The following is a 13056-nucleotide window of genomic DNA, read 5'->3' as shown; positions in this document are numbered from 1 at the left end:
CATGAAAAAATTATCGCTTCTTACCCTAATCAGTGTTTTTTCAATGGTTGCTATTGCCGATCCCGTAAAGCTTACCGTACTCGATACTGACAAAGACGGCAAAATTAGCAAACAAGAAGCCGCAGATGATCCAACACTGTCATCTATGTTTGCCGAACTAGACAAGAATGAAGATGGCTACTTAACCAAAGACGAACTTGACCAGTAGCCACCGTATTCGCCAGTTTTCAATAATTTCATCAAATGTTTTCAGGAGAGTCAGTATGAAAAACATTTCAACCGGTATCTTACTTTTCATCGCGTCCTATTCAGCCTTTGCTGACATGGTCACACTTGCGCAAATTGATGTGAACAATGACGGAAAGATCAGCAAGTTGGAAGCAGCAAAAGATACTGAGCTAAAGAAGAACTTTAGCGAGTTGGATAAAAATAGAGATGGGTATCTGTCTCGTGTTGAACTGGCAGGTTAAAGACAACAATAACATCAATCATCCACCAACAACGCCAAGAGCGTTATGGAGAATCAAATGAAAAATACAGCGCTTATTGCACTTATCGCTTTAGTTTCATTCGCAGCATCAGCAGTTGACTTATCAAACATTGATGCTGACCAAGATGGAAAAATCAGCAAGGAAGAGGCCTCTACTCACCCAATGTTGAAGGAACAATTCGCAGACCTAGACACCAATGGTGACGGATTTATCACCAAAGATGAACTGAAAAACGGCTAATTTTTTAATTTACTCAATACCCATTTCGGAGAACGACTATGAAAACATTTACACTTGCAACCCTACTTACTTTTGTTTCTGCTTTTGCCTTGGCGAACCCAGCTATTTTAACAGAATTAGATTCTAATAATGATGGCAAGCTTAGCAAAGAAGAAGCGGCACATGATGCGACATTGGCAGCCGATTTCGCCAAACTTGACGTCAATGGAGATGGCTTTCTAACAAAAGATGAGTTAGCAGGCTAAGTTTACATCTCTCACTCTCTCTCCCTATTACCATGAGATGTAAACATGTGTTAAACGGTCTGTGCGAATGTGACATGCTACATTTAAGCACAGCCCGTTTACTTTATCTGCGTGTTTGCTTTTATTTTTATGCATCAGACCAAATTGCAAATTCATTGCCGCTAGGTTCGCTAAAGTGAAAGCGTCTTCCACCCGGAAATGCAAAAATATCTTTAATAATTTCCCCACCATGCTTTTTTACCCGCTCGAGGCTATCTTCTAGGTTCTCACTATAGATAACCACCAATACGCTGCCATTTGCTACTGAGGCACAGTGATCTGCACGGTAAAATCCGCCGTCTAATCCTGCTTCATTTATCGCTGCGTAGTCTTCTCCATAGTCAGTAAACCCCCAGCCAAATACCGCCGCGAAAAAGGCTTTAGTTGCATCCATATCACGTGCAGGAAACTCTACGTAGTTAATTTTGTTATGCATCGTACTCTCCATGTTATGAGGTATTAAATTTGCGCTTACATAGTACGCTACCTAATACGCTGATTAAAGACCAGCTTCTAACCAAACCCACCATTTATTGGTGTCGACACGTGAATTGTCACCACTGTAAAACGCCCCTTTAATCCCCATCTTAAACTGCGTGTTAATGCGGTAAAGATAAGATGCATTCCATTCTGATCCTAAGTCATCATCAGCGATAGAGGTGTTATCCTCTGTTTTATACTGATGATACGCGAGCCGCCAATTTCCCCATTTACTTTTCTGTGATGCAAAGACAGATACATCCTCAAGACCCGCGTTTGGCGTAGACAAAAACTGATCTGCCCACCCATTAAATTTGTGCAATGTCGCCAGCGGCGTTGAAAAACCATACTGCCCATCATCAGAGCCCAAGACTTCGTAGCGAATCCCAGTTAGCACGTTTCCTACCATCACGCTACCTGATGCGTGCCAGTAATTGGCGTCATACTTGATAGCGCCTTCAGTAGATTGGGTTGCGTACATCAGGCTCACATTTAACACAGTCTCACCCACTTTGGGTTTTGCCTGATAGCCGACGCCATAAGTATCTAAGCCGTTTGCTATAGGTGAATCAACCTCTAAGAGGTATGCGAAAGCAGTTAATTTTGCAGAAGGTAATGTGGCACTGATATTGAGTATATGGTCTTTACTGTCTAGGTCAGCATCGTCGGCAAATATGCGATTTCGTTGCGAAATATAAGCATACGTGGATGAGAGGGTTTTGCTCCAGTTCAGGTCTATTCTCAGGGCATCAAATGTTTGTCTATCCTGTCGCCACCCAACATGGCCCACAAATCGATGATCATCCAGCGCAATCACTTGCCTGCCTAACTTGATATTCGCACGCTGTGTTTTATAACCAATGTAACCTTGATCTAACTCGGTATGTTCAGGATCGGCAATCACGGAGTATTGACCAGGATTAAAGCCGGTAGGCCCCACTGAATAATCGCTAATGCCTAGCGCGATTCGCGTGTCTTCCATCTCAACACCCACATAAACGTGCTCACTCATTGATGCGGTAAAGCCAATACGCGAGCGAAACGTAAGCGCTTGAGCGTCATCTAAAACATTGTCTTGTTCAACCGATTCAAAACGTAGTCGAAAGTCTGCATCCAATTGACTCGTGGTTTTAATGTGATTCAATATATTTGCTGCGCAAGGCGCTGACATGACAACGACAGACAACGTTGCCAAGAGTGATAATTTAGCCATGTTCTCACCGTATTGCGTACTTAAGTGAATGAGGAAGTTTCACTGCTTAAAAGCGCAGCTGTGTTATAAACATAGCAGTTAACTGTCGTTTTAAAGAAAAAATCCGACCGACCCCCAGGACACGAGAGATCGGCCAGATACTTGCTTTTTGAGCGACGTGCCTACTTGCGTATCAGCACGCCAAAACTCGCTACCGAATGAATACAGGTATTGTTAGTATGCTTCGTATTCATTTTTCACAGCAACACCCACTGTGAAACAGGTAACGTTGTTTCGCATAAAGTTCAATGCAGATACGATGCCAATTAAAATATTCAATAAATTCAATGAGTTGAAATATATTCGTCATTGATTTGCCATATAAATGCGCTATGAGAGTGCATCCCTGCACCAAGACTTGTCACTCAAAGAACACGATGATTAGAAATATATGCATACACATCATGTGCATGTCGCTGTTTTGAAAAGGCTTTGAGAGATTGTCCATTACATTTCACGCCATTTTCACTGACAACACGTGCGAGCACGCGCTTTCTTGATACAGCCAGATCGCCTACTTTTCTGGCGATGGCTTGTTTCAACAACTGCACATCATCACTAACAGCTGCTCGGCAAAATATGGCAAACGCTTTATCACCAGAAAACACAACACGGTGACGAAACTCCTCAGTCGCATTCACTGACGTAATATAAAAAGCACTAAAGGTAATCAAGTAAAGTGGTTTGCGAGTTAACAACATGGTGGTTTCTCCTGTTCAACGAAACCCTTTGGTTTCATTAAACCTATGAACGTTAATGGAAGAAACGTCTGTTATTTACTTGAGGTTATTTTGTTGCTTTATTGTTACGCTTGAGATATGCGCTTTTAATGAGAAATATTTGCCTTGATATCAAAGAGTTGGGTAATCGCTATACAAACGCAAGTTATTTACATTGAGTTTTTATAATAAAAGCGTTTAACCAACTTCTTATTATTTAGCGCAAACCGCTGTTGTTTACTCAATTAGATACAATTTTTTTACATTGTGGATTGTATTCCTTTCTATATTCATTGAACAATACCGACAAAGTCGCTACATTCCTCGCCTCAATTGCAAAGGAGACATCATGTGCAGTATCGATTTTTAGCCTATGGACTCATCAGCTTGTGTGTTAGTTTTTCTAGCCTCGCAAACCCGATTTGGAAAGCAACTAAAGGCGACGAACACGTTTATTTTGGGGGAACAGTTCACGTTTTAAGTGAGGCAGATTTTCCTTTGCCTGATACATTTCACGCGGTCTATAAAGAAGTAGACGAATTAGTGTTTGAAACCGACATGGCCGCCATTCAATCTCCTGAATTTCAACAAGCCGCTATGCAAGCCTTTCAATATCCTAATGGCAAAACCCTTGATCAAGTACTATCGAAGGACACGTTGAACGCACTTCGTACCTATTTATCCTCACGCGGTATGCGCGTTGAGCCATTACTGCCTTTTAAGCCCAGCTACGCGTTCACCACGATTATGTTACTGGAATTACACCGAATGGGATTTACAGCGCAAGGCGTAGACGGATATTTTTTTGAATTAGGGGCAAAAGACAACAAGCGTCTCTCATGGCTAGAGTCACCACAAGAGCAACTCAATTTTATCTCATCGCTAGGTGAAGACAACCCTAACCAAATGGTTCGCTATAGTTTGGAAGAAGTCGATACCCTCCCCACCATGGTCACTAATCTAGTAAGGCACTGGCGCAGCGGAGATGAACACGCCTTAGATAAACTGACCGTTGAGCCAGTAAAAACGGCATTTCCAGAGATTCACGAATCACTTCTTGTTGCACGAAATAACCGCTGGATAAAACACATCGAAGCGATGTTCAATGATGATGATGTCGAGTTTATTCTGGTAGGTGTCGCGCATTTGGTGGGCGAAGACAGCGTGCTGACTCTGCTGAAACAACGAGGATATCATATCGAAAAAGTGTCTCATAACCACAAATAATATCGATAAATACCACACAAAGCAGATACCTCTCATTGTCTGCTTTTTCCTTTTCTTCGCCTTGCTAAACATTGAGAAAATAAACTCGCCATTTGGTTGATTTAAATAGCTTTTTTTAAAATAAACCTGCTTTTAAGCTAAAATACGCGTATATTTTACGTTCATAGAACAGATCTTTTTATTGGTAATCCACTATGTCACTGTGCAACGCTCCGGGCTTGACTCCCATCGAAGACGTTTTAGACACTATGCATGAATATGCAACCGCATTTTTTATAGATAGAAAAGAAACCGTCTCGCTGTTAGACGCTGACAACCGCGTACTGGCCACTGACATCATCTCCCCTATGAATGTCCCGCCGCACAATAACTCAGCGATGGATGGATATGCCTTACGATTTGATCACAATGCCATACACGACAATCGTTTCACGTTAGTGGGCCATGCCTTGGCAGGACAGCCTTTTGGTGGCGAGTTGCTTGCGGGTGAATGTGTGAGAATTACCACAGGCGCGGTAGTGCCCTCAAACACCGATGCGGTTGTAATGCAAGAGAATGTAACCGTAGACAGTGCCCATATCACAGTCAGCACGTTGCCGGAGCCGGGAAACAACATTCGCCTTCAAGGTGAGGATATAACCAAGGGTAATCTAGTGCTAGCCAGAGGAACCCGCTTGCAACCACAACACCTTGCATTACTTGCTTCATTAGGTATTGCACGTGTTGACGTCTTTCCAAGATTGCGCGTGGCGGTTTTCGCCACAGGTGATGAACTCACGTACCCAGGCGAAGCATTAAAAGAAGGTGCGATATATGAAAGCAATCGCTACGCACTAATAGCAAAGCTATCGCGGTTAGGGTGCGATATTGAAGATCTCGGCATCATTGATGACACCCTTGAGGCTACGGTTGCAACACTCAATCACTGTGCGTTACAAAGCGATGTGATTATTAGTTGTGGTGGTGTCTCGGTGGGTGACGCAGATTTTGTGAAAGACGCCGTCAACAGCGTAGGTGAGTTAAACTTATGGAAAGTAGCCATGAAACCAGGCAAGCCCTTCGCATTTGGTCGTGTAGATAAAAGCCTCTTCTTTGGCCTTCCAGGTAATCCTGTATCAGCATTTGCGACCTTCGATATATTGGTTCAACCTATCATCATGCAACTACAGTGTGAGCAGTTGCCAGCGAATCTTATTCTTAACGCTACGCTGTCTGAACCCGCTCGCAAGCAACCTGGGCGCGCAGATTATCAAAGAGGGGTGCTGTCTGTTTCCGATTCTGGGCAGGTTCTTGTGTCTCCCCTACCCAAACAAGGCTCAGGACTGATGACCTCAATCACCCAAGCTAACTGCTATATCGTTTTAGAACAAGATCGCGGGCGATCAGAAGCAGGAGAACGCGTCAACGTTATACCATTTAAAGTGTTACACCCTTAATACAGCCAACAAGAATAAAGCAGCATGTCGATTAAACACGAATTGAAAAAAGTATCCTCTCTCGCTTGGCCACTTCTTATAGCACAGGTCACACAAACACTTATGGGCGTGAGCGATACGATTATGGCGGGTCGTTACAGTGCACAAGACATGGCGGCTGTAGCGATTGGCTATAGCATCACTCTCCCTGTTCTGTTTTTTATTCAAGGCATTATCTTTGCGCTTCCCCCTATCATTTCTCGTCTACAAGGGGCGAAGCAAGACAATAAAATTGCATACGAAGTACAGCAAACGTTTTGGCTTGTACTCCCTTTATCGTTGCTGGTATTCGCCTTTGCGCCATTTCTACCTGTTATTTTTAGTTATATTGAGATGGAGGCAGGCTTAAGAACGATAACGGTTGACTACATTACCTACCTGCTATGGAGCGCGCCCGTTTTTGCGGTTTATCAGGTACTTCGAAATTTTTGTGAAGGCTTATCAGACACCCGTCCTACTATGCTCATTATGCTACTAGGATTAGCCGTCAATATTCCCGCTAACTATGTGTTGATCTATGGCAAGTTTGGCCTACCCGCGATGGGCGGGGCTGGGTGTGGGCTTGCGACGGCATTGGTATTTTTTGCAATGATGATTGCCACCTTTGTTTACATAAAAAAAGCGAAAAAATACCATAGCATTTCTCTTTTCATGCCTATTTCTCCACCCAAATTATCAAAAATGTGGACCATATTCAGGCTAGGATTTCCCATAGCGATGACCATTCTGTTTGAAGTGACGCTATTTGGCGTAGTGGCTTTGTTGCTCTCGCCATTGGGTTCGGATATTGTAGCCGCTCATCAGATTGCCCTTAATTTTTCATCGGTGATGTTTATGCTTCCCCTTAGCATCGGCATGGCAATCAGTATTCGTGTGGGCTATCTAATTGGAGAAAACCAATTACACACATCACATACCGCTGTGAAAAGCGCACTATTATTGGGTATATCAATTTCGCTGTGTACTGCGTCGATTACCGTGTTAGCACGCTTTTTTATTGCTGGCTTGTATACCACCGAACAAGAGGTACTACTGCTTGCCACCAACCTGATGTTTTTGGCCGCGCTATTTCAATTCTCTGATGCAATCCAAGTGATATCTGCCGGTGCGCTTCGGGGCTACAAAGATACTAAGGCCATGCTTTACATTACATTTGTAGCCTATTGGCTTATTGGACTGCCCATAGGTTACAGCTTAGGACGAACCGATATACTCATGCCTGCAATTGGCGCTGCGGGTTTTTGGATAGGCTTTATTTGCGGTCTGACGTCTGCGGCAATTATGCTTGGCATACGGTTATTGTATTTATGGCGCAGTGACAAACATTTAGCGTGAAGCGGGTGTTTTATACTCGCAATATCAAGATCAGATGGATCTTTTAAAAATTTAAATTAGTGTAACAAGCGGTTTGATTTGAATACAGGGAGATTTCAGAAATAAATGTGGCGATGCCATTTGAAGAAAATGGCGGAGCGGACGGGACTCGAACCCGCGACCCCCGGCGTGACAGGCCGGTATTCTAACCAACTGAACTACCGCTCCACATTTTTGAGAAACGTTGATGTCTAGATAAGTGGCGGAGCGGACGGGACTCGAACCCGCGACCCCCGGCGTGACAGGCCGGTATTCTAACCAACTGAACTACCGCTCCACTTTTGGGAAACGTTGCATATCAAGATAATGGCGGAGCGGACGGGACTCGAACCCGCGACCCCCGGCGTGACAGGCCGGTATTCTAACCAACTGAACTACCGCTCCACATCTTGAGGCAACGTTGATATCTAAGAGATTTGGCGGAGCGGACGGGACTCGAACCCGCGACCCCCGGCGTGACAGGCCGGTATTCTAACCAACTGAACTACCGCTCCAATAAACTCTTTTACATCAACCAGTTAAGACTGAGCTTTATGACTCTGTGCCTCAACTGCGGCGCAGATGATACGGATAACCCTATTATGAGTCAACACAATTTTTAAAAAAATATTCATCTTTTAGTGCGTTTGCTCTATATTTGCGCATTCCGACTAATCCCTGCGCAAAATAAGGGTTTTAGGCCTCTATCTCCGGTGCTTTTTCTTCTGTCGAGGTATCGTCTTTTTTCTTTTTACTCGGCAGCATTGCTTTCACTTTATCCATGATACTCATCTTTTCTTTGCTATCTTCGCCCTTCTCTGGCGCTGCAACCGATTCTGCTTTTGGCGATTTGTCTCTCATTAGAAACCATATAATACCTCCACCGACGAGCAACAAACCAAAGTTAATACCTAAAATCCAATACAGCATTTCTGAAGACGACATAGAGGGCGCTTCTTCTTCAACTGGCATCGCATCAGCCGCCGTTGTATCATTTGGCATATCTGCGCCAATTGCACTCTCTAAATCTGTGCCTACGTCTGTGGCTTGCGTGTCAGTGGACTCAGGGACTTCAGCTAAAAAAGTATACTCTGGCACATCCAGAATGAAGTCGCGACCATTCACCGTGTTTCCATATGCTGTAAGCTTGATTCGGTATACACCGTATTCAAAGTTTACAATCATATGCTCGCGGGTATTCGGTGATTGTTGCGTGAGTGAAAAGTTTTGAACATCACCATTGGGAAAACGCACTTTGCCATCAACCAGCAGCGTATTGATGTCAACAAGCTCTCTATCAACATCTATGAGAAGTTTGTGATACCCGTCACCACCGCCATCTTGCACCACATCTATCTTCACAGGATTCGGGTACAGGCGAATCGCCTCATCTATCTGCTCTCGCGAAAACATTGGTGTATTAACTAAAAAAGTAGGCCGCCACTCGCCATCAGCCACTGACAAGTTGAATTGCCCAGTAAATACCCCATCGCGAGGCTCTTCATCCATACCTCGGCCATTATCTTCGAAGGTTGCAATAACTTCTTCGTCAGCACCAAAGTTATTAAAATTGGGATTATTTGTACTTACAAACTTCATTTCGAGGGTAACAACGTCTCGAAACTCTGTGTAATTGATGGGCGCGCCATTATTTGTAAGATAAGCAGTTTGTTTTAGAATCTCGCCCGAGAATAATATAGGCGGCAAAGGTTCTGCGTGAAGCTGAAGGTCGCTTAATACCATCACCCGACTCTCAGGCAGTATCTGTCCGACAGCTTGCCATGGACCCGGCATTGGATTTTTTAAACTAATCATGTCGTAATTGGCAGTGTCGTACCAAAAAAGACCTTCACCATCAGCCTGACTCTGGAATATTTTTGAGCCGTCAGGTCTCACTAGCACAACGGGCGCACTACCAAATCGACGAAAAAAAACCAGAGTTACTTCATCTACGGTGTAATCCACACGGAATCGATTACTCAACAGCTGTATGCTGTTGTGGTATTCATTGCCTAGTTCTCGAATGACACTGGTATCGACCACCGTTTGATTTTGCTCACTTACCGGCACAGGAGCAGGTATATCATCTCGCTCCTGCGCCAACGCGTATCCACTAAGTAAGAACAGAAATGACAGTAACTGGTTATATCGCATAGTTTTTATTGACGCCAAATACAGGGGCTACCGCTTTTTTCAACAATGTCTAAACGGCTTTCGTGTTGTTTTATCTCATCGGCCGTTGCACGAACTATCTTTAATGGTTTTCGATTTGCGCTAAGACGACGAATCACATCTGCTCCCGTACTATTACTGTTATTTCCGCTTCCAGATAAATTAAGATCCGTCTGACCACCAGTCATCATAAGGTACACGTCAGCCAGAATTTCAGCATCCAGCAATGCGCCGTGCAATTCACGATGAGAGTTGTCTATGCCATAGCGTTTACACAAAGCATCCAAGTTATTCTTTTGGCCAGGATGCATTTGACGCGCTAGTGCTAGCGTATCGAGAACTGAGCATATGTCATGGGTTTTTGGCAGACCTGCCAACATCGCGAACTCGTGATCCATAAACCCCACGTCGAACGCAGCGTTATGAATCACTAGCTCTGCGCCAGAAATAAAGTCGATAAAGCCTTGCGCGATATCTTTAAATAGTGGTTTGTCAGCCAGAAATTCGTTTGTAATACCATGCACCTCTATCGCTTCCTGCTCGACAAAACGCTGAGGATTAATATACACATGGTAATGGTTGCCCGTGAGTTTACGATTGATAACTTCCACACAACCAATTTCAATAATACGATGCCCTTCTCTGGGCTCAATTCCTGTCGTTTCAGTATCCAGTACAATTTGTCTCATACCAATTCCAGATGCAATTGCCTTTTCAGCCTATTATACTGAGGCGTTTTTGAAACTCACTGTCTATTTCTTTATTTTGCGCTGTTTCAATTACGCACGTGATACTAAAAAGCGCAATAAAAGAATAGCCAAATACAATGAAAAGTATGACTCCCCAATGAAAGACGTACAGATTTTTACCGATGGTTCCTGCTTGGGCAATCCAGGACCCGGCGGTTACGGCGCAGTATTACAATACGGCAAACATACCAAAGAACTGAGCAAAGGCTTTACGCTCACCACCAATAATCGCATGGAATTAATGGCTCCAATTGCGGCATTATCCGTTCTGAAAGAACGATGCAGTGTCGATATCACAACCGACAGCCAATACGTTAAAAATGGTATCAATCAATGGATCCACAACTGGCGCAAAAATGGCTGGAAAACCTCAGATAAAAAGCCCGTCAAAAATGCGGATTTATGGAAACAGTTAGATGCACTCGTCAGCCAACACGAAGTAAGATGGCATTGGGTCAAAGGTCATTCAGGCCATCCTCAAAATGAGCGCTGTGACGATCTCGCTCGTGAAGCAGCGCAGCAAGACAAGCTGGAAGAGGATAGTGGATTCAATCCAGCCTAAATATGAGTCGATGATGCATTGACCACAAACATGTCACGGTGAATCACACCCAAAGGTTTTGGCGCAATCAGGATTGCGCCTTTTCGACGCAGTGCCTCTTATGGCAGATGCAGACAACATCGAACAGGCAGCTAAAGAAAAGGAGCGGGTATTCTGAGCAAAGATATCACATTACGTCGAGAGTAATTCACATAAACGAATGGCCAAAAGTAAAACGATACTCACTAATTTTTCTCTAACAATCTTGCTTCAAGTGATTTTTCCAAATAACGTTTATCCAGACGATGTACTGTCGCAACTTGCGTTGCACTATTCAATATTCTCTTAATAGCTGTGCCATCCTTATTTGCCATATAAATATCAAAGAAACCATGTACGTTCTCTGATGAAAAAAAGACTTTAGAACCGTCAGTAGACCATGTTGGCCCCCACTCTTGAATATCATTATTTGTTATTCTCTGATGACTGGAGCCATCAACGCGCATGATATATACCTCTTGATTTCCGTCTCTATTTGAAAGGTAAGCGATTTGAGAACCATCGGGCGAAATCTTTGGCATCCTGTTATCTGAATCATCATTGGTTAGCTGAATAATATTACTACCATCTATATTGGCGATCATTATTTGACTTGGGCTAGCTTTGGACTGATAGAGAATTCGTCCGTCTTGCATGAATTCGGGAGAAATTCCTTCAAGCGCTTTTATTTGACGTTGCTCAGTCCCATCGGCATTCATTAGCCAAATTTCTTCCTGCCAAACCCCATTTTCACCTCTATATTCCCGAGCAAACGCTATAGTTTTTCCATCAGGAGACCAAGCTGGAGCGCTGTCCCAAACATTTTTTTCATGAGTTAACCGGCGGACGTTATTTCCATCTATATCTACAGTATGAATAGACCAAGTTTTGTTTTTGTCGTATTTACCATAAAATGCCACGCTTTTTCCTGATGGGGCAACAGCCGGATAACCATCACTGTTTGTTGCATCTACAACTTTTATGCGAGTTTTCCCTTCATCAACACTAAGATAGATTGATCTTTTTTTCTCTTCTTTAAAACTATATATAAGTGAAAAATGCTGAGAATGGACTTGCTTATTGGCTTGGCAAGGAGCCGCTACGCCAAGGATAATGATGAAAAGTAATAATACTCTCACCCTATTAACTGGTTTAGCTAGCATATAACATTTTCCCTAATTTTTATTTTTGAACTAGATTAAGAATGAGTTTAATGGATTCTATCTTCGAAGATAGATAACCCATCACGAAAAACATATGATTCAGCGCTAGCCACGCTTCTAATGACTCATTTACAGAGTTTTTCAGAGCGTCCACTATACTGTTACCTAGGTAAATAAGCTAATGGCCGCATACTAGTCTGGGCTGTCGCAGATACTTAGACGCACCAATACCTAGAATAAGTCTGAAAGAGTCGCATGGAACGTACTTTCTTGCGGCCAAGTATGAGGTGTACTCGGTCTCGTTATCTTCCATCAAACACCAAACGAATTGGGATATTCCGTATGTGAGATATGTTCTGAAGCTTCGATGTCGCGCTTTGCGCTCCACTGTCTTCGCCGTGATGCCCTTCTCATGCCGAGTCAAATGCCCACCTCACCTTGCGCAAACGTTCACTGATGCTTCGATGTCGCGCTTTGCGCTCCACTGTCTTCGCCGTGATGCTCTTCTCAAGCCGAGTCAATTGCCCACCTCACCTTGCGCAAACGTTCACTGAAGCTTCGATGTCGCGCTTTGCCCTCCACTGTCTTCGCCGTAATGCTCTTCTCATGCCGAGTCAGTTACCCACCTCACCTTGCGCAAACGTTCACTGATGCTTCGATGTCGCGCTTTGCGCTCCACTATCTTCGCCGTGATGCTCTTCTCATGCCGAGTCAATTGCCCACCTCACCTTGCGCAAACGTTCACTGAAGCTTCGATGTCGCGCTTTGCGCTCCACTATCTTCGCCGTGATGCTCTTCTCATGCCGAGTCAATTGCCCACCTCACCTTGCGCAAACGTTCACTGAAGCTTCGATGTCGCGCTTTGCGCTCC

Annotated in this window: 14 protein-coding genes and 4 tRNA genes; 8 read left to right on the top strand and 10 right to left on the bottom strand. The window is 43.9% G+C overall.

Going from position 1 to position 13056, the window contains the following annotated elements; genetic code table 11:
* Position 1 precedes the first annotated feature (1 nt).
* The 4 genes from OE749_RS04855 to OE749_RS04840 are packed head-to-tail and all read left to right on the top strand — an operon-like array spanning position 2 to position 976.
* Positions 2 to 208, top strand: coding sequence for an EF-hand domain-containing protein (locus tag OE749_RS04855; RefSeq protein ID WP_263711230.1), 207 nt, complete (start codon positions 2 to 4; stop codon positions 206 to 208).
* Positions 209 to 263: 55 nt separating this feature from the next.
* Positions 264 to 470 (top strand): EF-hand domain-containing protein, encoded by a 207-nt coding sequence (locus OE749_RS04850; protein WP_263711229.1) that lies wholly within the window; start codon positions 264 to 266, stop codon positions 468 to 470.
* Between the two features lie 57 nt (positions 471 to 527).
* A complete protein-coding gene (locus OE749_RS04845) occupies positions 528 to 731 on the top strand; it encodes an EF-hand domain-containing protein (RefSeq protein ID WP_263711228.1) in 204 nt (67 codons plus the stop codon).
* Positions 732 to 769: 38 nt separating this feature from the next.
* A complete protein-coding gene (locus tag OE749_RS04840) occupies positions 770 to 976 on the top strand; it encodes an EF-hand domain-containing protein (RefSeq protein ID WP_263711227.1) in 207 nt (68 codons plus the stop codon).
* 127 nt (positions 977 to 1103) lie between these two features.
* On the opposite strand, the gene OE749_RS04835 is transcribed toward OE749_RS04840, so the two are convergent.
* From OE749_RS04835 to OE749_RS04825, 3 genes are all read right to left on the bottom strand, one after another.
* On the bottom strand, positions 1104 to 1451 hold the full coding sequence (locus OE749_RS04835; protein WP_263711226.1) for a VOC family protein: 348 nt from the start codon (positions 1449 to 1451) through the stop codon (positions 1104 to 1106).
* A gap of 63 nt (positions 1452 to 1514) precedes the next feature.
* Positions 1515 to 2708 (bottom strand): alginate export family protein, encoded by a 1194-nt coding sequence (locus OE749_RS04830; RefSeq protein ID WP_263711225.1) that lies wholly within the window; start codon positions 2706 to 2708, stop codon positions 1515 to 1517.
* Between the two features lie 404 nt (positions 2709 to 3112).
* The gene (locus OE749_RS04825) at positions 3113 to 3448 is read right to left on the bottom strand and encodes a DUF3718 domain-containing protein (protein WP_263711224.1); all 336 of its coding nucleotides are present in this window, start codon (positions 3446 to 3448) and stop codon (positions 3113 to 3115) included.
* 369 nt (positions 3449 to 3817) lie between these two features.
* Between OE749_RS04825 and OE749_RS04820 the strand changes: the two genes are divergently transcribed.
* The 3 genes from OE749_RS04820 (at position 3818) to OE749_RS04810 (ending at position 7503) form a co-directional block, all read left to right on the top strand.
* The gene (locus OE749_RS04820) at positions 3818 to 4693 is read left to right on the top strand and encodes a TraB/GumN family protein (protein WP_263711223.1); all 876 of its coding nucleotides are present in this window, start codon (positions 3818 to 3820) and stop codon (positions 4691 to 4693) included.
* Positions 4694 to 4887: 194 nt separating this feature from the next.
* On the top strand, positions 4888 to 6129 hold the full coding sequence (moeA, locus tag OE749_RS04815; protein WP_263711222.1) for a molybdopterin molybdotransferase MoeA: 1242 nt from the start codon (positions 4888 to 4890) through the stop codon (positions 6127 to 6129).
* Between the two features lie 24 nt (positions 6130 to 6153).
* Positions 6154 to 7503 (top strand): MATE family efflux transporter, encoded by a 1350-nt coding sequence (locus tag OE749_RS04810; RefSeq protein WP_263711221.1) that lies wholly within the window; start codon positions 6154 to 6156, stop codon positions 7501 to 7503.
* Positions 7504 to 7633: 130 nt separating this feature from the next.
* Here the strand turns inward: OE749_RS04810 and OE749_RS04805 are convergent.
* From OE749_RS04805 to dnaQ, 6 genes are all read right to left on the bottom strand, one after another.
* Positions 7634 to 7710 (bottom strand) — tRNA-Asp (locus tag OE749_RS04805).
* 32 nt (positions 7711 to 7742) lie between these two features.
* Positions 7743 to 7819, bottom strand: a tRNA-Asp gene (locus OE749_RS04800).
* 30 nt (positions 7820 to 7849) lie between these two features.
* A tRNA-Asp gene (locus tag OE749_RS04795) sits at positions 7850 to 7926 on the bottom strand.
* Between the two features lie 33 nt (positions 7927 to 7959).
* A tRNA-Asp gene (locus OE749_RS04790) sits at positions 7960 to 8036 on the bottom strand.
* A 181-nt stretch (positions 8037 to 8217) separates the two neighbouring features.
* On the bottom strand, positions 8218 to 9675 hold the full coding sequence (locus OE749_RS04785; protein WP_263711220.1) for a TIGR03503 family protein: 1458 nt from the start codon (positions 9673 to 9675) through the stop codon (positions 8218 to 8220).
* 5 nt (positions 9676 to 9680) lie between these two features.
* Complete coding sequence (gene dnaQ / locus OE749_RS04780; protein ID WP_263711219.1) at positions 9681 to 10382, bottom strand: DNA polymerase III subunit epsilon; 702 nt, start codon at positions 10380 to 10382, stop codon at positions 9681 to 9683.
* Positions 10383 to 10539: 157 nt separating this feature from the next.
* Between dnaQ and rnhA the strand changes: the two genes are divergently transcribed.
* Positions 10540 to 11004 carry a ribonuclease HI gene (rnhA, locus tag OE749_RS04775; protein ID WP_263711218.1) on the top strand — a complete coding sequence of 155 codons (465 nt, stop codon included), beginning with the start codon at positions 10540 to 10542 and terminating at the stop codon, positions 11002 to 11004.
* Positions 11005 to 11228: 224 nt separating this feature from the next.
* On the opposite strand, the gene OE749_RS04770 is transcribed toward rnhA, so the two are convergent.
* Positions 11229 to 12185 carry a TolB family protein gene (locus OE749_RS04770; RefSeq protein WP_263711217.1) on the bottom strand — a complete coding sequence of 319 codons (957 nt, stop codon included), beginning with the start codon at positions 12183 to 12185 and terminating at the stop codon, positions 11229 to 11231.
* Positions 12186 to 13056 lie beyond the last annotated feature (871 nt).

The organism is Fluctibacter corallii (assembly GCF_025751585.1).
In the GTDB taxonomy this organism is placed as follows: Bacteria; Pseudomonadota; Gammaproteobacteria; order Enterobacterales; family Alteromonadaceae; genus Fluctibacter_A; species Fluctibacter_A corallii.
The sequence above is the reverse complement of the archived record's forward strand: the minus strand, read 5'-3'. Positions and strand labels throughout refer to the sequence as shown.